This window comes from Limnospira indica PCC 8005, assembly GCF_000973065.1.
In the GTDB taxonomy this organism is placed as follows: domain Bacteria; phylum Cyanobacteriota; class Cyanobacteriia; order Cyanobacteriales; family Microcoleaceae; genus Limnospira; species Limnospira fusiformis.
In genome coordinates this window covers 3,979,357-4,000,651 of sequence record NZ_FO818640.1, presented here as the reverse complement: position 1 = coordinate 4,000,651, position 21,295 = coordinate 3,979,357, and the positions used below count along the sequence as shown (strand labels likewise).

22 protein-coding genes and 1 pseudogene are annotated in these 21,295 nt (G+C 44.6%); 12 read left to right on the top strand and 11 right to left on the bottom strand.

The window, feature by feature from the left end; all coding sequences use genetic code 11:
* Positions 1-77: 77 nt before the first annotated feature.
* The 3 genes from XZ46_RS17510 to XZ46_RS35475 all read right to left on the bottom strand — a co-directional run bounded on the left by XZ46_RS17510 (position 78) and on the right by XZ46_RS35475 (position 3,303).
* Entirely contained in the window at positions 78-2,288 is a 2,211-nt protein-coding gene (locus XZ46_RS17510) for a PhoX family protein (RefSeq protein ID WP_008051153.1), read from the bottom strand.
* 32 nt (positions 2,289-2,320) lie between these two features.
* Positions 2,321-3,061: a winged helix-turn-helix domain-containing protein gene (locus XZ46_RS17505; protein ID WP_006670364.1), complete on the bottom strand. Its 741-nt coding sequence runs from the start codon at positions 3,059-3,061 to the stop codon at positions 2,321-2,323.
* A gap of 80 nt (positions 3,062-3,141) precedes the next feature.
* Positions 3,142-3,303: a hypothetical protein gene (locus tag XZ46_RS35475; protein WP_006670365.1), complete on the bottom strand. Its 162-nt coding sequence runs from the start codon at positions 3,301-3,303 to the stop codon at positions 3,142-3,144.
* A 184-nt stretch (positions 3,304-3,487) separates the two neighbouring features.
* Here XZ46_RS35475 and XZ46_RS17500 point away from each other — a divergent pair, with 184 nt between their 5' ends.
* A complete protein-coding gene (locus XZ46_RS17500) occupies positions 3,488-4,240 on the top strand; it encodes a creatininase family protein (protein WP_006624567.1) in 753 nt (250 codons plus the stop codon).
* A gap of 177 nt (positions 4,241-4,417) precedes the next feature.
* Positions 4,418-7,573 (top strand): response regulator, encoded by a 3,156-nt coding sequence (locus tag XZ46_RS17495; protein WP_008051151.1) that lies wholly within the window; start codon positions 4,418-4,420, stop codon positions 7,571-7,573.
* On the opposite strand, the gene XZ46_RS17490 is transcribed toward XZ46_RS17495, so the two are convergent.
* From XZ46_RS17490 to psbN, 3 genes are all read right to left on the bottom strand, one after another.
* Positions 7,570-8,478, bottom strand: coding sequence for an MBL fold metallo-hydrolase (locus XZ46_RS17490; protein WP_006624569.1), 909 nt, complete (start codon positions 8,476-8,478; stop codon positions 7,570-7,572). The two genes, XZ46_RS17495 and XZ46_RS17490, sit on opposite strands and share 4 nt — an antisense overlap.
* Before the next feature lie 3 nt (positions 8,479-8,481).
* Entirely contained in the window at positions 8,482-9,582 is a 1,101-nt protein-coding gene (gene aroC, locus XZ46_RS17485; RefSeq protein ID WP_008051149.1) for a chorismate synthase, read from the bottom strand.
* Between the two features lie 102 nt (positions 9,583-9,684).
* A complete protein-coding gene (gene psbN / locus XZ46_RS17480) occupies positions 9,685-9,816 on the bottom strand; it encodes a photosystem II reaction center protein PsbN (RefSeq protein WP_006618392.1) in 132 nt (43 codons plus the stop codon).
* A gap of 86 nt (positions 9,817-9,902) precedes the next feature.
* Between psbN and psbH the strand changes: the two genes are divergently transcribed.
* The 6 genes and pseudogenes from psbH to XZ46_RS17460 all read left to right on the top strand — a co-directional run bounded on the left by psbH (position 9,903) and on the right by XZ46_RS17460 (position 12,023).
* Positions 9,903-10,106: a photosystem II reaction center phosphoprotein PsbH gene (gene psbH / locus XZ46_RS17475; protein ID WP_006618393.1), complete on the top strand. Its 204-nt coding sequence runs from the start codon at positions 9,903-9,905 to the stop codon at positions 10,104-10,106.
* A gap of 184 nt (positions 10,107-10,290) precedes the next feature.
* Positions 10,291-10,683, top strand: a pseudogene (locus XZ46_RS30015) (zinc ribbon domain-containing protein); the annotation flags it as partial.
* Positions 10,684-10,812, top strand: coding sequence for a hypothetical protein (locus XZ46_RS37610; RefSeq protein WP_006624571.1), 129 nt, complete (start codon positions 10,684-10,686; stop codon positions 10,810-10,812).
* Between the two features lie 41 nt (positions 10,813-10,853).
* A complete protein-coding gene (locus tag XZ46_RS17470) occupies positions 10,854-11,081 on the top strand; it encodes a TatA/E family twin arginine-targeting protein translocase (protein ID WP_006618394.1) in 228 nt (75 codons plus the stop codon).
* Between the two features lie 20 nt (positions 11,082-11,101).
* Positions 11,102-11,707, top strand: a complete 606-nt coding sequence (gene pth, locus XZ46_RS17465; RefSeq protein WP_006624572.1) for an aminoacyl-tRNA hydrolase — start codon at positions 11,102-11,104, stop codon at positions 11,705-11,707.
* A gap of 43 nt (positions 11,708-11,750) precedes the next feature.
* Positions 11,751-12,023, top strand: coding sequence for a DUF3146 family protein (locus tag XZ46_RS17460; RefSeq protein WP_006624573.1), 273 nt, complete (start codon positions 11,751-11,753; stop codon positions 12,021-12,023).
* 28 nt (positions 12,024-12,051) lie between these two features.
* Here XZ46_RS17460 and XZ46_RS17455 read toward each other — a convergent pair whose 3' ends face one another.
* Positions 12,052-13,272 carry a CapA family protein gene (locus tag XZ46_RS17455; RefSeq protein ID WP_008051138.1) on the bottom strand — a complete coding sequence of 407 codons (1,221 nt, stop codon included), beginning with the start codon at positions 13,270-13,272 and terminating at the stop codon, positions 12,052-12,054.
* A gap of 280 nt (positions 13,273-13,552) precedes the next feature.
* On the opposite strand from XZ46_RS17455, the gene XZ46_RS17450 reads away from it, so the two are divergent.
* The 4 genes from XZ46_RS17450 to recQ all read left to right on the top strand — a co-directional run bounded on the left by XZ46_RS17450 (position 13,553) and on the right by recQ (position 18,161).
* On the top strand, positions 13,553-14,212 hold the full coding sequence (locus XZ46_RS17450; RefSeq protein WP_006624575.1) for a lysozyme inhibitor LprI family protein: 660 nt from the start codon (positions 13,553-13,555) through the stop codon (positions 14,210-14,212).
* Between the two features lie 119 nt (positions 14,213-14,331).
* Positions 14,332-14,973, top strand: coding sequence for a beta-carboxysome protein CcmP (gene ccmP, locus XZ46_RS17445; RefSeq protein ID WP_008051135.1), 642 nt, complete (start codon positions 14,332-14,334; stop codon positions 14,971-14,973).
* A gap of 17 nt (positions 14,974-14,990) precedes the next feature.
* Positions 14,991-15,785 carry a pentapeptide repeat-containing protein gene (locus XZ46_RS17440; protein ID WP_008051133.1) on the top strand — a complete coding sequence of 265 codons (795 nt, stop codon included), beginning with the start codon at positions 14,991-14,993 and terminating at the stop codon, positions 15,783-15,785.
* Positions 15,786-15,941: 156 nt separating this feature from the next.
* Entirely contained in the window at positions 15,942-18,161 is a 2,220-nt protein-coding gene (gene recQ / locus XZ46_RS17435; RefSeq protein WP_008051131.1) for a DNA helicase RecQ, read from the top strand.
* Positions 18,162-18,271: 110 nt separating this feature from the next.
* Here the strand turns inward: recQ and XZ46_RS17430 are convergent, their stop codons facing one another.
* The 4 genes from XZ46_RS17430 to panB are packed head-to-tail and all read right to left on the bottom strand — an operon-like array spanning position 18,272 to position 21,227.
* A complete protein-coding gene (locus tag XZ46_RS17430) occupies positions 18,272-18,856 on the bottom strand; it encodes a shikimate kinase (protein ID WP_008051130.1) in 585 nt (194 codons plus the stop codon).
* A 16-nt stretch (positions 18,857-18,872) separates the two neighbouring features.
* On the bottom strand, positions 18,873-19,772 hold the full coding sequence (locus XZ46_RS17425; RefSeq protein WP_008051129.1) for a LapA family protein: 900 nt from the start codon (positions 19,770-19,772) through the stop codon (positions 18,873-18,875).
* Positions 19,773-19,827: 55 nt separating this feature from the next.
* Entirely contained in the window at positions 19,828-20,451 is a 624-nt protein-coding gene (locus XZ46_RS17420) for a flavin prenyltransferase UbiX (RefSeq protein ID WP_006624582.1), read from the bottom strand.
* On the bottom strand, positions 20,451-21,227 hold the full coding sequence (panB, locus tag XZ46_RS17415; RefSeq protein WP_006624583.1) for a 3-methyl-2-oxobutanoate hydroxymethyltransferase: 777 nt from the start codon (positions 21,225-21,227) through the stop codon (positions 20,451-20,453). The genes XZ46_RS17420 and panB overlap by 1 nt, the downstream gene beginning before the upstream one ends.
* Between the last annotated feature and the right edge of the window lie 68 nt (positions 21,228-21,295).

Genomic DNA, 21,295 nt, shown 5'->3' with positions numbered 1-21,295 from the left:
GCCAGTTAAGGCTATAGCTGGTCAGCTACCTGAAAGGGGGGCACGAAGCCCCCGTGCTTCAGCCGGGGGTGCTGACATTAAACGATCGCACCCAAATTTTGTCTACGGATTGCCACAATAGAGGGCTTGGGGGGGTCTGTGGGGTTTTTACCTGGCCAGTTAGAGCCGATGGGAACCTCACGGGTTTGGATAAACTCCTGACCATCCAGACCAGTCATGGCAAACTCACGAAATTGGGATGCCATATTTTGGCGCTTACCATTATACTCTCCCGGATGTTGTACTGCCACAAATAGAGTTTGCTGATCGGGGCTAAAAAATGGTCCGCACAATTCACATTCCATGGGTCCGATCGCAAACAGATAGGCTTGACCCGCATCTGGTGGGGTGGTTGGTAAACACCACAGGGAGTTATTGCCATATATACCCATTAAATCTCTCGATGCTAAGGGTTCTCCGGCTTGATTTACCCGACCTGGGGGGACGGATTTGTTTTGAGAGCCAGTGCTAATATCTGTGACCATCCACAGATTACCTTGGCTATCAAACTCCAAATTATCTGGATTGCAAAATCCTAACCCACCTTGGAAAATTTCGCCACCCGCTGCCCACATTTCCCACCGAAATCTCAGCGCGTCCGGATCTCCATTATCCTCAATCAGACGAACTATCCATCCTGGGTCATGGGGAATAACTCCCCCTGGACCTTGAAAAATCCGCCCATCTGGTCCCTCACCATTGCGATCGCCACCTCCAGAGGTGAATGCTATATATAAGGAACCATCAGGAGCAATCATAGTATCTTCTGGACGGGCGCAACAAGTAGCCCCGGCGGCACTAGCTGCTAAATGGGCATCAACCAGGATAGCACCCTGTTGGGTTTGCGAGTCGCCTAAATACAAATCTCCCAAGGTTTTGTACTGTTTCTTAAAGGCTTCGACTTCTTCATCTGTGGTAGCCACAAAACTGCCCCCTTCTGGGCGCAATGGTAAGGCTATGGCTCCCCCTATATGAACACTGGCTGGATCGGGGTTAACGGCTGTTTTAGCAGCCATAGGAATCCATTTTCCGGTTCCGTCTGGGTACAATTTGGCGGCGTATAGCATTCCGCTGGTCAATAGCCGAGAATTTTGGCGATCGCTTGGATCAATTACCCGGTCACTACTGACAAATTTATATAAATGTCCACTACGGCGATCGCATCCCGAATAGAAGGCTAGAGGTTTTCCGGCTGTTACCCTGACACCAACGGCTTCATGGCGATACCGACCCAGCCAAGTATGTTTGGTCCCATAATCTTCCGGGTCGGCTGGATTCACTTCTACAATCCAACCATATTTGTTCCCAGCTAGTCCTAAGACGTTACCCAGACCCCTGGTGGTAGAAAAGGGAGTCTCTGAAGGGGAAAAAGATGTACCATCGGGATGTACTGATTCGGTGACAAAACTCTGGAAGTTTTCCTCGGCACTTAATACTGTTCCCCAAGGGGTTGTTCCCCCCGCACAGTTAGCAAAAGTGCCAATAATTTTATCTCCGAGGCGATCGTGATAACCCCGTCCCCCCTGGCGAAAAACTGCCACCGCTGGACCTGTAGCCTTGAGATAGCGTCCATCAGTCCAACCAGAAATTCCGGTAATGCGGCGATCGACAGATGAGTAAGTCCGTACCCATTTCCCCTCACTATCTCGACCGAGGGAAATTACCCCCATTCCCATATCGATTAACCCTTCTTTAGAAATCTCCAGAATTGCTTGTCTGAGAGGGTCTTTTCCCGGCAAAGAAAAAGCATCAATACTCTGGCTTTGGGCAGCCTCTAAAGCCTGTTTAACCACCGCAATAGGTAAGGATATCCCTATCACTTCCTCGTAATTTTGTCCCCAGGTACCGCTAATATACTCAAAGTTAACAGTCAAAAAACCTTGATTTTCACCAGTTTGTACAAAGGACAGATAATCATTGTTATACCCACACCGAGAATCACCCACCGGGTCTCCCCAACTGGCGATTACATCATAGGTAAACCCTTCGGGAAGTACCAAATCATCAATTACCTCGTACTTACCATATTTTCGGGATATAGCTTGATGGTCTGCACCGCTGATTTGCTCATAGGTCGGTAAAGGCATAGGACCTTTGACCGATTTAAAACTAGGGGCAAACGAGGGTGTTTCTGTAGTTGATGAACCCAGAAAATTGCTCCGATATGGTTGCTCACAGCCTTTCAAAGCCGCCGCCCCCATACCCGCAGTAATAAACAGCAAAAAATCCCGACGATTACAAGAAGCCATAAATCTGCCTATTTCTCAAACCTTGGATAATTTTAACCAAACCGATAACCAAACCCTCTAACTGTAATGATATATTCTGGTTTACTGGGTTCAACTTCTAACTTTTCTCGCAACCAGCGAATATGAACATCCACAGTTTTACTATCCCCCACAAAATCTGTACCCCAAATTACATCTAAAAGTTGTTCACGAGACCAAACTCGACGGGGATAACTCAAAAATAACTCTAGCAAACGAAACTGTTTAGGTGAGAGTTGAACTTCCTCACCCCGAACTATCACCCGACATTCTTCTTGATATAGGATGATATCTTTATATTGAAGCATCACAGGTCCTGGAAATTTCCCTATTCTTTGGCGACGGATTAACGCACGACACCGAGCGATAAATTCACGGATACTGAAGGGTTTGGTCAGGTAATCATCCGCCCCTGCTTCTAAATAAAATGCACAATTGTTGGCGTTTTCTTTGTTGCCAATAATCAAAATTGGCACAGATTGACCATGATGCCGTAACATACGACACAGATCTAAACCATTGGTTGCATCTAGAATGAGAAGGCTAAAGGGAAACTCTCCGGTAACTGCTCCTGTATTGGAAATAGAAGGCAGGGCATCTCGGCTGTCTTGGGCAATCATGATTTTATAGCCTTGTTCTTCCAAAGCAATGGATAATATATCCCGCCACGGCTCCTCATTTTCCAGCAACAAGATATGTCCATTATCTATGACATCTGAGCGGTAAGACTTCTTACTCAAATCTGGGGAAAACATAAGTATTTATTCCTGGGTGAATGATGATGTTTGTCAAAACTTAGAAGATTAACCCCCAAGTTGGCTAGTTTTGAGGAAAATTAATCTATCACCATCCATCCGACAAAGGTATGTTCTCCATTATTTATGAGTTTGAGGAGTTGTGAGTGTCTGACAATGACAACCTTATGGTCGGGGTTGACCCGACCCGCAAGCACCTCACTTGTCTCTGACTCTGGCTTAATGGCCAGGTTGTTAAACATTAGTTTCCACCCCCAATCTGCCCGGTGTTGTTGAATGTTCGTGGATCATTAGTGGAGCTATGTTCCATCGTATTTGAGATGGGTTAACTTTAGGTAAAGGAAAAGTAATGTTTTGGTTAAGCTATGGGATTTGGTTAAAATGGTGTTGCTAGTGTCTAATAAATTTATAAAAATACACAAATAAATGCTGTTACACCTAAGCACATGGCCGGAAGTGGAGGCTTACCTCCAGCAGTCTACAGGGATTATCCTACCGATTGGATCAACTGAACAACACGGACCGACGGGGTTAATTGGCACTGATGCCATTTGTGCTGAAGCGATCGCTAAAGGGGTCGGGGAGGCTACCCAAGCCTTAGTCGGTCCTACGTTAAATGTGGGTATGGCACTCCACCATACTGCTTTTCCAGGAACCATCAGTTTACAACCTAGTACCTTGATTAGGGTAATCAAGGATTATATCACATTTTTGGCAAAAAGTGGGTTTACGACATTTTTCTTTATTAACGGTCATGGGGGGAATATTGCCACCCTCAAAGCTGCCTTTTCGGAAACCTATGCCCACTTAGCTGATCTTAACTTAGCAAATAGCGATCGCATTCGTTGCCGGGTTGGTAACTGGTTTATGTGTCCATCAGTGTATAAACTAGCTAAAGAACTTTATGGGCAGAGTGAAGGTTCCCACGCTACCCCCAGCGAGGTCGCAGTTACCCAGTACCTATATCCAGAGTCCATTAAAAAAGCATCCCTCAACCCTAATGTTGCTAAAGGTCATCCCATCTATGGTGCCGCTAACTTTCGCCATAACTATCCCGACGGTCGCATGGGTTCAGACCCCAGTCTAGCTACCCCTGACCATGGCAAAAAACTCTATGAGTTAGCGGTAAAGGAACTTAGCCAGTCTTATCTGGAATTTCTCAATCAAAGTGTTTTTTGATATTGGCGGCTGGGAAAATTAGTAGTTTAAAGATGATCTATCAAGGCTGGTCGTTCATCAACGCTACAATATTATAGGTACATATTAAGTACATATTAGGTACATATTAAAGGTAGCATTGGCATACTATAAAGTTTTGCCGTCTAATTTGAGCAGCTTGTTTCGGAGAAGAGAACAGTGCCAGAGTTATTGGAGTATTTTTGGAAACCCAATTTTTATATAGCTCACGGTCATTGTTACCTGTGGCAACCTTCCTTGGTGGCACTTCATGTCATCAGTGACGGGTTAATTGTCATTGCCTATTTCTCAATTCCGGCGATGCTAATTTACTTCGTCAATAAACGCAATGATCTGCCATTTTTAAATATTTTTAAGCTATTTAGTGCGTTTATTATTCTCTGCGGTATTGGTCATGGTTTCGACATTTGGACTCTGTGGTTTCCTAATTATTGGTGGTCGGGATTTGAACGAGCCATAACTGCTTTAGTCTCGGTATATACAGCCCTAGTGTTACTGAAAATATTACCCTATTTTTTGTCATTAAAAACTCCTGAAAAATTAGAAGCGGTTAATAATGAGCTGAAAAAGCAGATTCAAGAGAGAGAAAAAACCGAGGAAATTTTGCGGGCAATTGTGATGGGTACGGCATCAGTAACTGGGGCGGATTTTTTCCCGGCTTTAGCGCAGAACCTGGCTAGATGTTTAGATATACCCTATGTATTGGTGACGGAAATTGTCAGCGATCAGGAACCGATAAAATTACGAAATCTGGCTTTTTGGTCTCAGGATAATTTTGCCGATCATGATGAATATGAATTACAAAATAGTCCTTGTCGGATAGTTTTGGATACTCAAGAAGTTTGCTTTTATCCAGACAATTTACAACAAATTTTCCCAGACAATAAATATTTCCAAGAGTTGAATGCTCACAGTTATTTAGGCATTCCATTAATGGCTCAAAATCAGAAAGCGATCGGGATTTTATCTATCTTAGACGTGAAACCTTTAGTCCAAGATGAATTAGCACACGCTGTCCTGAGTATTTTCGCATCGAGGGCAGCTACAGAACTACAAAGAAAATGGGCAGAAGAAGCGAAAAATAAAGCCTATGAAGATCTAGAAGTGAGGGTTGAGGAACGGACATCAGCTCTCAAAAATATTAATATTGCCCTAGAAAATCAAATTCAGGAGCGTATGGCTACAGAAATAGCTATGCAACTTATGGCAGACCAAGAGAGAGCTATTAATCGCGTGATTTCACAAATGCGACAAAGTTTAAATTTGGAGGTGATTTTTCAGGCGACTGTTAATGAATTGCGTCAGGTAATTGAAGTAGATCGCGCCCTAATTTATCGGTTCAATTCTGACTGGAGTGGGGTAATCATCAAAGAGTCTGTGAGTCCGGGATGGCGGAAAATTCTGACCGCAAATAAGGGAGAAGAAGTGACTACACAGAATACGGTAGATGAAGAAAATTGTATTGTTAAAAAGCTAGGTTCTTCCCACGAATTAATTGAGGATACTTACTTACAAGAAACCCAGGGAGGTTTTTACTCACGGTCAAAGAGTTGTTGTTGTATTGAAGACATTTACAAGGCTGATTTTTCGGATTGCTACCTGCGATTTTTAGAACAATTTCAAATCCGGTCATATATTATTAGTCCGATTTTTCAAGGATATCAACTTTGGGGATTATTGTGTGTGTATCAAAATGATAGTCCTCGAGAATGGAAAGCGGCAGAATCTAAGGTGGTTAGTCAAATTGCTAATCAGTTGGGGGTGGCTGTGAAACAGGCGGAATTGTTCGCACAAACTCAGCAACAGGCGGCGGAGTTGAAGCGGGTTGCGGATGCTGCTAATGTGGCTAACCGCGCTAAAAGTGAGTTTTTGGCTAATATGAGTCATGAACTTCGCACTCCCCTTAATGCAATTTTAGGCTTTACTCAATTGCTACAACGCGATCGCACTTTAGCAGCTAAACATCAAGAATATATTAAAATTGTCAATCAAAGTGGTCAACATTTACTAGAGTTAATTAATGATGTCTTAGAGATGTCAAAAATTGAGGCGGGACGGATTACTTGTAACCCGACTGAGTTTGACATTAAACGCTGTTTGCCAGCCATTCAAGTGATGTTACAACTCAAGGCTGAGTCGAAGGGATTAACTCTCAATTTTCAGGTGGAAGAGTCGGTGCCGAAATTCGTGAGGACTGATGAAAGTAAATTGCGCCAAGTTTTGGTTAATTTAATTAGTAATGCTATTAAGTTTACCCAGGACGGGGAAGTTAGTTTAAGGGTGTCAGTTGGTGGAGTTGATGAAGACCTAGGTTTATCTGATGAGGATTGGGTGAGTAATACCTACTTGCTGTTTGAGATTATAGATACTGGATGCGGTATTGCATCAGAGGAAATTAATGACCTATTCCAGGCATTTAAGCAAACCAAAGCGGGTCGAGAATCGCAACAGGGAACGGGTCTAGGATTAGTGATATCTCAGAGATTTGTTAACTTAATGGGGGGTGAAATTAAGGTAAGTAGTAAACCGGGTGAGGGTAGTTGTTTTAGTTTCCAAATTCCTGTGGGTGTGGCCGACCAGATGGTTGATGAATCCGAAAGTAAATTAAATCAGGCTTGTCGGTTAGCACGGGGACAAGAAGACTATCGAATTTTGGTGGTGGAAGATAACCCAGTTAATCGGTTATTACTAACTACACTATTGCAGGATGTGGGTTTTGAGGTTCAGGAAGCGGAAAATGGACAGGAAGCGATCGCCATTTGGCAACAGTGGCATCCCCACTTAATTTTTATGGATATGCATATGCCAGTGATAGATGGGTTTGAGGCAACCCAATATATTAAACAGGCTGAAGTTGATACAATTCCGGTAATTGTTGCTATTACAGCCAGTGCCTTTACTGAACAAAGACGAAACTGCATTAATGCCGGGTGTGATGACTTTATCAGTAAGCCATTTCGGCGGGAACAAGTTTTAGAAACCCTGACTAAATATTTAGGGGTCAAATACCAAACTCCTGAACCCAATGCGATCGCCTCTACAGCGGTAGCTACTTCCGCACCTAAAAACCATGACCATTTAGCCATAAATCCAGAAACCTTCGCCATGATGCCAGCAGAATGGTTAGAGCAAATCCACTATGCTGCTCAATTAGGAAATGATCTGATGATCTTATCTTTGATCAAACAAATGCCCCCAGAGCATTCAGATTTAGCTGAAGCCTTAACCAGCATTGTGGAAAACTTCCAATTTGAGCGATTGTTGGAAATGTTTAACTCCGAGACTAACTCCGAGACTATGGAAAGCGATCGCTAACTAGCCACAGGCAAAATCAACCTTTCACGAGCCATAATTGCCTTGGGAAAAACCGCCTGAACTTCATGTTCAATTTGGTCAAGGAAATCATCTGAGTGGCTAGGGTCATGATGAAAAATCACCACCCGTGCCACATCCGCCGCCTCAGCGATTTTGACTGCTTCTTGCCAGGTTGAATGTCCCCAACCCACCTTGGGAGATTTAGGATTATGATATTCCTCATCAGTATACATAGCATCATAAATAAGGATATCAGCCCCCTGAGCCAATTCCAGCACATTCTCATCCAACCCATCAGGCAAATGTTCTGTATCGGAACAGTAGACCACAGTTCGTCCTTGCCAAGTAACACGATACCCCATAGCCGTATTAGGGTGATTAAGTTGTCCGGTTTCAATCTTGATATCATCAAGCATCATAGTATCCCCCGGTTTCAATTCATAAAACCTCAGATCTGCCTGTAACCCACTCAGGGGAATGGGGGAGTTGGGATGAAGTACGCGATCGATGAAATGCTTTTTCATCGATTCTCCATCTGGGGGGATAGTGCCATAGATATGAAAGCAGTTCCCTGGGGTAAAAGCCGGAGTAAACAGGGGGAAACCCTGGATATGATCCCAGTGGTAATGGGTAAAAAACATATAGGCTTCCATAGGCATTTGTGCGACTAGGGAATCACCCAAGGACCGCAACCCAGTACCACCGTCAAAAATCAGCCTTTTTCCGGCAATACGCATTTCCAAACAAGAGGTATTCCCGCCATAGCGGATAGTGTCTTTTCCTGGGGTGGGGATACTGCCGCGAACTCCCCAAAACTCCACCACAAAATCATCGGGATTTTGATCACAGGAGTCTGGGTTATCTCGACCAGTTGCCAACACAGAAGATGGTGTGATGGTTTCCATGTTTTAATCTTCAGGATTTAAAGTTCTACACTGACCGTGATGGCGCAATAGATGGTCACAGAGTACCAAGGCAACCATTGCTTCTACCATAGGAACCGCTCTGGGCAAAACACAAGGATCATGTCGTCCTTTTGCTGCCAGAGTGGTTTCGGAGCCCTCACGGGTGACAGTTTTCTGTTCTTTACGAATTGTAGCAGTTGGTTTGAAGGCAACTCGCAAAATTATCAGTTCTCCGTTAGAAATTCCCCCCTGGACACCGCCGGAACGATTGCTCAGGGTGCGGACGGCTCCAGTGTCATCAATATAAAATTCATCATTATGTTGACTACCTGTGAGCAGAGTACCAGCAAAACCAGAGCCGATTTCAAAACCCTTACTAGCGGGTAGGGACATGACAGCTTTGGCTAGGTCTGCTTCTAGTTTATCGAATACTGGCGAACCTAGTCCAGTAGGAGCGTTACGAACTACGCATTCGACTACCCCACCAATGGAGTCCCCCTGGTCTCTGATGTCTTCAATTAGTTGAATCATCTGTTGCGCCCTGTCGGGGTGAGGACAGCGGACTATATTGCTTTCGACTTGCTCAAGGGTAACCGTTGCCGGATCGATCGCTGCTTCTAGGTCTTTGATGCGTTTGACATAACCGATGATTTCGACATTGGCGACCTGTTTGAGGATTTTTTTAGCTATAGCACCTGCTGCTACTCTACCAATAGTTTCACGAGCGGAAGACCTACCGCCGCCTTGCCAATTGCGAATCCCATATTTACCATCATAGGTGGCATCGGCATGGGAGGGGCGATATTTTTTCGCCATTTCATCATAATCCTGGGGACGGGTGTCTTTATTTTTGACCATGATCATGATCGGGGTTCCTAGGGTTTGCCCTTCAAATACCCCACTGAGGATTTCGCAGGTGTCGCTTTCTTTGCGAGGGGTGGTAATTTTGCTTTGTCCGGGTCGGCGACGATCTAATTCCTGTTGGATTTCTGAGATGTCCAGGGAGAGGCGGGGAGGACAGCCATCGATGATGACTCCAACCCCCCCACCGTGGGATTCACCGAAGGTGGTGATCCTAAATAAATGCCCAAATGTGTTGCCCATACTGGTCTTGTCTAAAAGGTTGTAGAGTCTCGATCCTATCAGATCTTGCACTATCAACGGACCGGGCTACAGTGGTTTATACTCGGAATGCTGCTGCCTCAATTAGTCTTCGTGATCCTCAAAGGGGTCACTGAGTTCTTCTGAAGGAGGACCGAAGGCGGTATAAATGGCATAGGCAGCGATCGCTACTACGGTAGCAGCTAGGGAAATGTTAAGAGCTATTGCAGGTTCCATGAGATTTGATTCAATTATGAGCCTTGTTCTTATATAATATTACGAAACATTAAAATTTGCTGTTCAACCCATTGATAAGGTGACTTATGGCACAAAGAACTTGGTTAGGCGATCGACTCAGACCCCTTAACTCAGAATATGGTAAGGTTGCCCCCGGTTGGGGTACTACTCCCCTGATGGGGGTTTTTATGGGGTTATTCTTCGTGTTTCTGTTGATTATCCTACAGATCTATAACTCCTCACTGATTCTCGAAAATGTTAGCGTGGACTGGGCCAACCTAACTCGCTAAGTTGAGAGTCCGGGAGAGCTTAATTTAATCGCAGATTAGTTGAACCAATTAGGGCGATGCGCTACCATACCAAGTATGGTGCGAGACCTTCGGGTATGAAATAGAGCTGAAATGGGCGAAATAACTACCCGGTGAGGACTTCAACCCCTTGGTTGATTGGGTCGCATCCCTGACCATCCCATAACACAGCCTGATTTTTTGGCTCACCTTCGAGACTTCCAATATAGCCAGTCAGGTGAAGCGGAAAATCAGGTCTAAGACTGCCCGCGCCATGCTAACATGGGCGCATTATCGATTCAAACTAACCCTGAGACATAAGCGCGGAAATAACTGAACAGTTGTAGATGTGACCGAAGAATACACCAGCAAAACCTGTACTCACTGTGGTCATGTTCATTCCCAGCTAAGTGGCTCAAAAGTGTTCCGATGTCCGGAGTGCGGGTTCACTCTACCCAGGGACTGGAACGGTGCTTTTGGAATCTTTCTAAAAGCTTTGCGGGATACCGCCTCTGTTACTTTAACGGGTAATAGTGCTATCGTCGCATTGTCCGGGAACAACCGGATAAATGTCGCGTAAATGTATCAGGCGCCAATCTATGAACTGGATCAATTGGCGATCGCTATGGATTTCGGGTCTGGTTGGTCTCATGGCTTAGGGCGACTCTCCCTGGGAATCATATTTCACTGGCGATCGCCATATTTTTAGCCCTATACCCTAGGCGACTTCCCAACTACTGGAGACATTAAATGAATATTTTTGGCATGGGTTTACCAGAGATGGCAGTCATCCTGGTATTAGCACTTTTGATTTTTGGTCCGAAAAAATTACCCGAAATGGGTCGCAGTTTAGGAGAGGCGATCCGCAAGTTTCAAGAAGCCTCCCAGGAATTTAAGACCGAGTTTAATCGAGAAGCAGAACAGATCCAAGCTGCTACTCGCCCCCAAAATACTAACTCCGAAAGTGATAATTCTTAGCAGCAATTTTGTCCTCTGCAATGGCTTTAATACCACAATTAATTGTAGGTTTAGGTAATCCGGGGTCAAAATATGACCGTACCCGCCACAATATTGGCTTTGAAGCCGTCGATTTTTTGGCTGACAAGTGGGGGGCTACCCTGTCGGAAAACCGTCGGTTTCAGGGGGTATTTGGTGAGGCTAAGATGCGATCGCATGACAAGCTGTATCTCCTGAAACCCTTAACCTACATGAATCGGTCAGGTCAAGCTATTCGGTCTGTGGTGGACTGGTACAAACTCCCCCCGGAATCCGTGTTAGTGATTTATGATGACATGGATTTACCAGTAGGACGGCTGCGCCTGCGGCTGTCCGGTTCCGCTGGGGGACATAATGGCATGAAATCGGCGATCGCTCATTTAGGGACTCAAAATTTCCCTCGCCTGCGCCTGGGAATTGATAAACCCCAAGCCGCAGTCCTTAACCACGACCGAGAAACCATCTCCCACGTCCTGGGTAAATTTCCCCCTAATGAGCGCCAGACTATGGATAAACTGTTACAACAGGTATTAGAAGCCATAGAATTAGCCCTAGAAGATGGAGTAGAAAAAGCTATGAGCCTCTACAATAGTCGCAGTGTTGACTAATGTCCAGAATCTGAATTTCCTGCATTATCCCAGGAGGTTGCCAGTGACTCATGCTAGAGATCCTTTACCCGAAACCAATGCCCATATCCGCATTACCCGTCAGTCCTGGCAGTCTGGTATTCTCGAAGGAGATGTCAGCGCCGGGGACTATGTATGGCAATTTCAATGGCGATTTAGACAACGTAAAAGTTTAGTTATTCGACCCTCCCAGGGTCGCGCTTTAATCCAAGAACCCCTAGGACGATTTCTGGAAAAGTGGGACTATAAACTTGAACCAGGCGGCGATTATTCTTTTACCATTCGCGCTAAGTTTTGATAGTCAGTTATCCCGTGATTATCGTGATTTACCGGTTCTGACCCACCAGAGAAGATGTCGGCAGTAAGGAGGTAAGATGGCGATTCATTTCGTCTAAATATCTGGCTAGTTGAGAATAATCACGGCTAGTTAGTAGGGGGTTATCCTGACTATTTAACAATGATTCTAAAGGCAAAACACGATAATTGAGTTTGCCATGAAGTGAGTATCGATGCACCCAAGTGGGTAAAGCTATCACCTCAGCAATTTCTATAGTTTCATCAGGAAAATTCTTGTTAATTCTCACCTTAAAAATAACTCCCACATCCCGATAATTCCCCCGCTGATTAGAAATGAAATTCCCCATTGAGTAAATAGCCACAGCTTGGCGGATAGTACCATCTTCCTCGGTGATATCAAAAATTTGATAGGGTTGAACCACATGGGGATGACTACCTAAAATAATATCCGCACCCGCATTAACCAAACTGGCGACCAGTCGTTTTTGTTCAGCATTCGGCTGGCGTTGATATTCGGTGCCAAAATGCAAAGCCACAGTAACTATATCAACTCCTAATTCTCGCGCTTTCTGAATATCTTGGATGATTTTCGCTTCATCAATTAAGTTAACTAAATAATCCTTTCCCCTAGGGATAGGAATGCCATTAGTGCCGTAGGTATAGGCAAAAAACGCCATTGATATATCATTCTTTTCAATCACAGTAATGGTGTCTGCTTCCTCCTGGGAGGCGGCTGTACCGACGGGAACCAAACCTCTACTTCTGACATTTTCCAGAGTTGTTAATAAACCAGCTTCGCGACGGTCTAGGGAGTGATTGTTAGCTGTGGTTAAAATATTAAATCCGGCATTTTTCAGGGCATCTGCGAGGGTATCCGGTGCATTAAATAAGGGATAACCTGTATATCCGGTTGCTGAACCTGCTAGGGTAGTTTCTAAGTTCCCAATTACCCAATCTCCGGTTTGGAGAATGTCGCTAACTTCTGTAAAAAAAGGGTCATAATTATAAGTGTTTGTGCTGGGATTATAACCGGACCTAATTTGTGGTCCGTGCATCATAATATCGCCAACGGCAATTAATAAAGCTGACTGGGTATAGGGTTTGGGGGGTTTGGTTAAAGCGGTGAGTTTCTCTGGGTCTATGGGTTCAACCCTAGCACTGGGTACAATATCGCAGCCGATAACCAAGAGAAACAAACTACCAGAAATCAGGGTGAGCAATTTTTGAGGCAAAACTTTACATATATTCATATCGTGGAGATCGATGGAGCAAGTAGAAAGCACGTTGACAGCTAAGATAGCATATCAGGTATGATCGGGTGAGGGGCATTGATTATAGATAATTCCTACCACCGATGTGGCAGTTTCAGAAGTTGTTATGACTACAGAGAGAATTTCAGCGCCAAGAAGCGGGAAAGGTCAGGAAAAACGCCACCAGTTAAGAAGGTGGCACTTTTCAAGCTGATATCTGTAGTCAGAAAGGATAGTTTACATACATACAAGTTCACCAATTCACTAACACCTACCCACTATGCTTGACAAAATTGCTACGGCTATCTTTGCTGCTTTCCTGGCTTTCCCTGGCGCTACTAACTCAGAAGTGGCGGAAACTCATGTAGCCCAAGGGATACAGTGTAACCCTAAGGGTTCCATGGCTGAAATGAAAAAATGTGCTGATGATGATTATCGAGTAGCCGATCGCAAACTGAATGAAGTTTACCAACAACTGACCCCGAAAGTGCAAGGGGAGGAAAGACAGCGCCTGATTGCAGCACAACGCGCTTGGATTCAATTCCGCGACACGAATTGTAGATTTGAATCGGCGGAAGCGTTGGGGGGGACTTTAGAGGGTCTGCTGTTCACCAACTGTCTCACTAAGATGACCACCAATCGCACGGCTGAATTACAGGCATATATAGCACGACAGGCCAGCAATGAGCAACCGCAAATGGGACAAGTTACTAATATCGTTCAGGGGGACATTATGTGCTATGTGACCCTTAAAGATCAGATGAACCGGGAACACCAGTTAGGCGCAACTTTCGATATTTGTGCTAAGGCTAATCAATTCATCAATCGTCGGGTTTCCCTAAAATATTCACTGCAAAATGTTAATGATTGCGAAAGCATTGAACCCTGTGGAAAAACCCGCCAGGAATTGCTGATTAGCAGTATGGATGTTGTCAGGTAGGTAGTTGAGAGCCTAACTTTTGTGTGACGCTAAGGGGTACAATGGTTAGGCTTGGCATCTTCACATCAGGGGGTTTTCCTGTTCTTGATGTGGGGAGGAACTCGGAAAGAGGTTTGACTTTGGGTGTAGAACTGCGAAGTTATGTTTATCTGGACAATTTACAGCCCCAACACGCTGCCTATATTGGGACGGTATCGTTGGGGTTTTTGCCGTTACCTGGGGATGCGTCCCTGTGGATTGAAATTTCACCGGGAATTGAGATTAACCGCATTACTGATGTGGCTTTAAAGTCTACGGCTGTCCGTCCTGGTGTTCAGTTTGTGGAAAGGTTGTATGGTTTGTTGGAAATTCACTCTAGCCGCCAGGGAGATACGTTAACGGCGGGTAGGGCGATTTTGGATGCTTTGGGGGTACAAGAAAGCGATCGCCTCAAGCCGCGTGTGGTCTCTAGTCAAATTATTCGCAATATTGACCCTCACCAGGCACAATTGATTAATCGGACTCGCCGGGGACAGTTGTTGCTGGCTAAACAAACTTTATATGTTTTAGAGGTGCAACCAGCGGCTTATGCTGCTTTGGCTGCGAATGAGGCGGAAAAGGCGGCTTTGATTAATATTCTACAGGTGCAAGCGGTGGGGAGTTTTGGACGTTTGTATCTGGGTGGAAATGAACAGGATATTTTGGCGGGGTCGGCGGCGGCTTTAAATGCGATCGCTAATGTTTATGGTCGCGATACCTTATTTGCGGAAAGTAAGGAGTGAGGAATAGGGGGGTTATTATGGCTAATATTGAACAATTGGCAATCTTGAGGCGGGGTGTGGTGAAATGGGAGTTTTGGCGGCGCGAAAATGCGGCGATCGCACCGGATTTACAAGAGGCTAATTTCTCTGGTTTTCACCTGGAAGGGGTGAATTTAGAGGGGGCTAATCTTCATGGCGCTAATTTAAGGGGTGCTAAATTGAGGTTGGCTAATTTAATGGGGGCTGATTTAGCAGGTGCCAACCTGGAAGGTGGTGATTTGCAAGGGGCTAATTTAATGGGGGCGGTTTTACTGGGGGCTAATTTATCTGATGGGAATTTGACTGATGCGGATTTGGGAAATGCTAATTTAATTGGGGTGGAATTTCGAGAGGCGATCGCCCGTCGGATTAATTTGAATGGCGCAAACCTAAGACGGGGGAATTTTACCCAGGCGAATTTAGCGGCGGTTAATTTGAATCAGGCTAATTTGAGTCACGCTAATTTCCATGAGGCGGTTTTGATAAATGCGATCGGCTATCAAGCTAATTTTTATGGTACTAACTTGGTTAATAGCCATTTAAATGGGTCTTATTTCTGGGGGGTGAAGTTCACTAATTCCCAATTAATGGGGGCTGATTTGCGATTCGCTAATCTCAGAAAATCTGTTTGGGAAAACATCGACGCAAGAGGTGCGAATTTGCGAGGCGCTAACCTGAACGGCGCTATTTTACACTCAGTTGATTTACGCGGTGCGAATTTGCGAGGCGCTAACCTGAACGGCGCTATTTTAAAACGGGTTAATTTGGATGATGCTATTCTACCTTATAATTAATCATACATCATAAGAAACCCGGTTTCTCAATAGGGGGCTGGAATTAAGCGCCAGCCTATGATCAACTGGAACTGATCATAAAATGAGATAAACTAAGGGATTATCCGTAACCCACCGAATAAGTCCACCTTAGCAGTCAATGGAATCAGTGAAGTTATGTCAAGTTTTCCGCCACCTCTAGCGCAACCTCAATCCCTCCAACAATGCCTTAAACAGTATTTTGGCTATGACAGCTTTAGACCAGGACAACAGGAGATTATAGAACAAGTGCTGCAAAAGCGGGATGTACTCGCGATTATGCCTACAGGGGGTGGAAAATCCCTGTGCTTTCAACTTCCCGCTCTCTTGAAACCCGGTCTGACATTGGTGGTTTCGCCTTTAATCGCTTTAATGCAAGACCAGGTAGAAGCGCTAAAAGATAATGGTATTGGGGCGACATTTCTGAATAGTACCGTAGATATTCACGAAGCGCGTCAGCGAGAGTCAGCTATTCTACAAGGTCAAATTAAGCTGCTTTATGTAGCACCGGAAAGGTTACTATCTCCTCAGTTTTTAGAGTTTTTAGACCGCCTTGAGGCGGCATTTGGCATATCAACTCTGGTAATTGATGAAGCTCATTGTGTCTCAGATTGGGGTCACGATTTTCGACCAGAATATCGACAAATTCAACAGGTGCGATCGCGTTATCCCCACGTTCCAGCGATCGCTCTCACGGCTACGGCTACGGAACGGGTCAGATTTGATATAATTAAACAAATTGTCCTCAAACAACCTTATGTTCACGTCGCCAGTTTCTACCGTTCTAATCTCTACTATCAGGTAATCCCTAAACAACCGAAAAAACGGTTCACTCAACTATTAAAAGTAATTGAATCTATGTCGGGTTCAGGAATTATTTACTGTTCCAGTCGGAAAAGGGTGGAAGAAGTCGCATTAAAATTACAACATCATAATATCCAAGCCCTCCCCTATCATGCGGGAATGGCGGATAGCGATCGCCTAGAAAGTCATACCCGTTTTATCCGAGATGATGTCCGAATTATCGTGGCTACTATCGCCTTCGGTATGGGTATAGATAAGCCAGATGTCCGGTTCGTTATACACTACGATTTACCGAAAAGTTTGGAAAACTATTACCAAGAGTCAGGACGTGCTGGACGGGATGGGCAACCGGCTCAATGTCTGCTATTTTTTAGTTATGGGGATATGAAAACCATTGAATATTTGATTGAGCAAAAGCCTGATGTTGATGAACAAAGAATTGCGCGCCAACAGTTGCGACAGGTAATTGATTATGCTGAGTCTACCGAGTGTCGGCACCGCATTCAACTGCGCTATTTTGGAGAGGAATTTCCCGGTAATTGTGGCACCTGTGATAATTGTTGCCATCAACGACCTATGGAAGATTGGACAGTGGAAGCAATGAAGTTTCTATCCTGTGTGGCGCGGTGTCGGGAAAGGTTTGGGATGAGTTATATTATTGATGTGTTGCGGGGTGCTAAAAATCAAAGGGTTTTGAGTAGGGGACATGATAAACTTTCCACCTATAATATAGGACGAGACCGGACTGTTGATGAGTGGAAAATGTTGGCGCGATCGCTTTTGCATCAAGGACTGTTAGACCAGACTAATGATGGCTATTCTATTTTGAAGTTAAATAACCTCAGTTGGGAGGTGATGAAAAGACAGCGGGAAGTCAAAATTGCGGTGGTACGCGATCGCCAACTTCCACAACAAACTTGGTCTATGGCGGCGGATGTTAAAATGTTATTAGAGCATCTCCGTCAAGTTCGTAAACAACTGGCTGACCAAAATGATATTGCTCCCTATAAGATTTTTTCCGATTCGACTTTGGGGTTAATGGCGCGAGAACGTCCCCAAACTAAACAGGATCTGTTGAGACTTTCTGGGGTGACTGCTTATAAGGTTCAACATTATGGTCAGCAGTTCTTAAATGCTATCCATCAATATTGTCTGGAACAAGGTATTCCCCTCAAGCCTACTAAACCGCCATTACCTGCTGTTTCATCATCATCTATCTCTAAGTGGTATCATGTCTCCCCTACTGTTCTGCAAACCTGGGAGTTATTTAAGCAGGGTTTAAATGTGGAAGAGATCGCTTATCAGAGAGGCTTAAAATCTACTACGATTTATGGTCATTTGGCGGATTTAATTGCTAACAATTATGGCGATATCGATATTAATACATTGGTATCTCCTGAACGACAACAGGTGATTTTAGAAGCGATCGCTATTTTGGGAGATGAACACCTAACAACAATTTATGAACATCTAGGAAAAGCCTACAGTTATGGGGAAATTCAATTAGTTAGGGCTTTATGGCGATCGCAAAATTCCCCCGATATTGAGTTTTGATTGGGTAATTGATAATTCTTATCGGCTGAGAAACCTTATCGGCTAAGAAACCCGGTTTCTCAAAGAAACCGGGTTTCTGGAAATCTGGGAGAGAAACCCATCTATAATAATTAATTAAGGTGTGATTCAGTCTGCTTGAGGATATTAGGGATTTTAGTAATAATTTGTTCGGCAATTTCTGAGGGTTTTTCATCCTCATTGATAGCAATATAAATATCGGCTTGTTGATAAAGATGTCGCCTAGTTTCCAGGATATTATCGAGGCGAGTGAGGGGGTCTGGGTGTTGTAGTAGAGGTCGGGTTGTGTCTCCTTTCAGACGTTCATATAAGCAATGAGTTGGAACATCTAACCAGACAATGATACCATGTCTTAAATAACTCCAATTCGTCCGTTTAATCACAACCCCTCCCCCAGTAGCTACCACTAAATGTTGATAAGCACAAAGACTAGATAGGACTTGAGATTCTAAGTTCCTAAATTCTTCCTCCCCCTGGGTGGCAAAAATTTCGGGAATGGCTTGTCCCGCCACTTGGCTAATCAAAACATCGGTATCAAAAAACTTATAGCTTAATCGATTAGCCAATATCTGACCTACCGTAGATTTTCCCGCCCCCATCATACCAATTAAATAGATGTTAATTCCTTGTATTTGTTCTAAAACCATGAGATTGTCTAAAAGTCCGAAAGTGATCATAACTAGCTAGATAATTTTAGCCGATTTCATCCTCATCATCAAAACCCCAATCTTCCTCATCAGATTGAATTTTGGTAGGGGGAGAAGGGGGATTAATTAGGCGATAGTCTGCATCATAAACTGATTCGGTACGACCAGCACCGGAATTTTGACCGTCTTTATAATTGAAGGAATAGACGGAACCTGACCAGGATTCTTTTTGAGGTTGTTGCTGTACTTCAAAGGTTTTTCCGGTGTTTTCTGGGGGTGTGGGAGTGGTGGTGGGGGTGTTTTCTGGGGGTGGAGAAGTGGGGGTGGTTGGTGCATTCTGGGGAGGTAAATTATCCCAATCTTCATCAGTATTAGGAGAGTTTAGGGGATTGATATCGCGTTTATTCCAGGATTCTGATTCTGATGGTTTGGGGGTAGTTTGTCTAACGGGTGGGGTTTCTGGTTCATTTTGGCGATCGCTATCATTTTCATCCCAACTATCGCTAACTTGGCGGACTTCGGTTTCCCAATCATCACTATTTTTGTGAGTTTTGGGGGATTGATTTTTGGGGGTAGGGATAGGGGGTTGATTTTCCGGTTCTAATTCTAGTTCAGATTGCAAATTATCCCACTCCGAATCATCGGCTTGTGGTGACGGGGGAATTGCTGGATCAGGTGGGTTAGGTTGGGGGGATGGTTGTATAGGTTTTTTACTGGCTTGAGGACGTGACGGAGAGGGGGTGTAAGAGAGTTGGAATAAACTGGCAATCATCAGAGAGGTGAATATACCGATGAAGAGGGCAATTAGTAGCCACACCGACAAAGGTAAAGTGGGTAATTGCATCCCTAAAAATACTAAAGATATGGCGGGGGAAAGATTTTGTATGGTGAACAATATCAAACCACCGACTATAATCAAAATAGCGATCGCACTTTTTCCAGACATCACATAAATAACCCCATCGAAATCGAAAATATCAATAACTAATTAGGAAATTCCCTCAGAATTCATCAGGTTTCCACCGACGCAAAGGTACACAATCAATCTCAAATTGATCGAGGGTTCGCGCTACCACAAAATCTACCAAATCCTCAATAGTTTGGGGATGATGATACCAAGCGGGGATAGCCGGGACAATCCGCGCGCCTGCTTCTGCTAAAGTAGTCAAATTTCGCAGATGGATAAGACTTAGGGGAGTTTCCCGTGGCACAATTACCAATTTTCTACCTTCTTTTAATTGTACATCTGCCGCCCGTTCAAGTAAATCGGAACTGAGACCTTGGGCAATTTTAGCCACTGTACTCATACTACAGGGAATGACGATCATACCGATAGTGCGAAAGGAACCACTAGCAATATTAGCGCCTACATCCTGCCAAGGATGACAACGCAGTTTTCCCCCGGTTTCCACCCCGGCTTGTTGTCGCCAAAATAACTCCTGGCGCGCGCTATCTCCAGGCATTTGCAAATTATTCTCCGCTTGCCATACCATGTAGGAAGACTTGGAGGCTACCAATTCGATAGCATAATCGGCTTGTAGCAGGTATTTTAAGGCGCGGACTGCATAAATGAGTCCCGAAGCACCGGAAACGCCAATAATCAGGGGTCTGGTCGAGGTGGTCATTAGGGAAACTTCCCTTGTTGAACTTCTGTGCAGAATTGTGTCACGGCGTTGGTAATGGTATCGTGCAGGTTAGCGTATTTTTTGGCAAAGGGTGGTTGCCAGGGGGTTAATCCCAATATATCAGAGGTTACCAGCACTTGTCCGTCGCAGTAAGGACCCGCGCCAATACCGATAGTGGGAATGGTTAGTTGTTGGGTAATTTCCGCCGCCAAGTCCTTGGGGATATGTTCCAGGACTATAGCAAAGGCTCCCGCTTGTTGTAAGGCGATCGCTTCTGATAAAATACGTTCTGCTGCCACTGTGGTTTTACCTTGTTGGCGATACCCTCCCAATTGATGTACAGACTGGGGAGTTAAGCCGACATGACCCATAACGGGAATACCCACTTTGACTAAGGCGCTGACTGTATTAGCCATTTCATCATAGCCCCCTTCTAACTTTACGGCGGATGCTCCTGTTTCTTTCAATACCCGTCCGGCTGAATGAATCGCCTGTTGGGGACTTTCCTGGTAGGTCAAAAATGGTAAATCCACTACCAATAGGGATCTTACCACCGCCCGACGCACTGCTTTGGCGTGGTGCAACATTTCCTCAAGGGTTAGCGGTAGGGTGGTTTCGTAACCTAAACCGACCATGGCTAGGGAATCACCGACTAGAATAATATCAATACCTGCTTGGTCGATAATTTTGGCGATCGCATACTCATAAGCAGTTAGCATGGTAATTTGGTGTCCCTGCTGTTTCCAATCGATTAATTGTTGGGTGGTTACTGCCATAATTGTTTGTAGGTTTAGGGATTACAGGTTGCAGAGTCTTGATTTTATCAAAAACTGAACCACTGTCT

What these genes read in the sequence shown, in the direction of transcription:
- XZ46_RS17510 (WP_008051153.1), bottom strand. Translation starts at nt 2,288, where the DNA reads ATGGCTTCTTGTAATCGTCGGGATTTTTTGCTGTTTATTACTGCGGGT.
- XZ46_RS17505 (WP_006670364.1), bottom strand. Translation starts at nt 3,061, where the DNA reads ATGTTTTCCCCAGATTTGAGTAAGAAGTCTTACCGCTCAGATGTCATA.
- XZ46_RS35475 (WP_006670365.1), bottom strand. Translation starts at nt 3,303, where the DNA reads ATGTTTAACAACCTGGCCATTAAGCCAGAGTCAGAGACAAGTGAGGTG.
- XZ46_RS17500 (WP_006624567.1), top strand. Translation starts at nt 3,488, where the DNA reads ATGCTGTTACACCTAAGCACATGGCCGGAAGTGGAGGCTTACCTCCAG.
- XZ46_RS17490 (WP_006624569.1), bottom strand. Translation starts at nt 8,478, where the DNA reads ATGGAAACCATCACACCATCTTCTGTGTTGGCAACTGGTCGAGATAAC.
- aroC (WP_008051149.1), bottom strand. Translation starts at nt 9,582, where the DNA reads ATGGGCAACACATTTGGGCATTTATTTAGGATCACCACCTTCGGTGAA.
- psbN (WP_006618392.1), bottom strand. Translation starts at nt 9,816, where the DNA reads ATGGAACCTGCAATAGCTCTTAACATTTCCCTAGCTGCTACCGTAGTA.
- psbH (WP_006618393.1), top strand. Translation starts at nt 9,903, where the DNA reads ATGGCACAAAGAACTTGGTTAGGCGATCGACTCAGACCCCTTAACTCA.
- XZ46_RS37610 (WP_006624571.1), top strand. Translation starts at nt 10,684, where the DNA reads ATGTATCAGGCGCCAATCTATGAACTGGATCAATTGGCGATCGCTATG.
- XZ46_RS17470 (WP_006618394.1), top strand. Translation starts at nt 10,854, where the DNA reads ATGAATATTTTTGGCATGGGTTTACCAGAGATGGCAGTCATCCTGGTA.
- pth (WP_006624572.1), top strand. Translation starts at nt 11,102, where the DNA reads ATGGCTTTAATACCACAATTAATTGTAGGTTTAGGTAATCCGGGGTCA.
- XZ46_RS17455 (WP_008051138.1), bottom strand. Translation starts at nt 13,272, where the DNA reads ATGAATATATGTAAAGTTTTGCCTCAAAAATTGCTCACCCTGATTTCT.
- XZ46_RS17450 (WP_006624575.1), top strand. Translation starts at nt 13,553, where the DNA reads ATGCTTGACAAAATTGCTACGGCTATCTTTGCTGCTTTCCTGGCTTTC.
- XZ46_RS17440 (WP_008051133.1), top strand. Translation starts at nt 14,991, where the DNA reads ATGGCTAATATTGAACAATTGGCAATCTTGAGGCGGGGTGTGGTGAAA.
- recQ (WP_008051131.1), top strand. Translation starts at nt 15,942, where the DNA reads ATGTCAAGTTTTCCGCCACCTCTAGCGCAACCTCAATCCCTCCAACAA.
- XZ46_RS17430 (WP_008051130.1), bottom strand. Translation starts at nt 18,856, where the DNA reads ATGATCACTTTCGGACTTTTAGACAATCTCATGGTTTTAGAACAAATA.
- XZ46_RS17425 (WP_008051129.1), bottom strand. Translation starts at nt 19,772, where the DNA reads ATGTCTGGAAAAAGTGCGATCGCTATTTTGATTATAGTCGGTGGTTTG.
- XZ46_RS17420 (WP_006624582.1), bottom strand. Translation starts at nt 20,451, where the DNA reads ATGACCACCTCGACCAGACCCCTGATTATTGGCGTTTCCGGTGCTTCG.
- panB (WP_006624583.1), bottom strand. Translation starts at nt 21,227, where the DNA reads ATGGCAGTAACCACCCAACAATTAATCGATTGGAAACAGCAGGGACAC.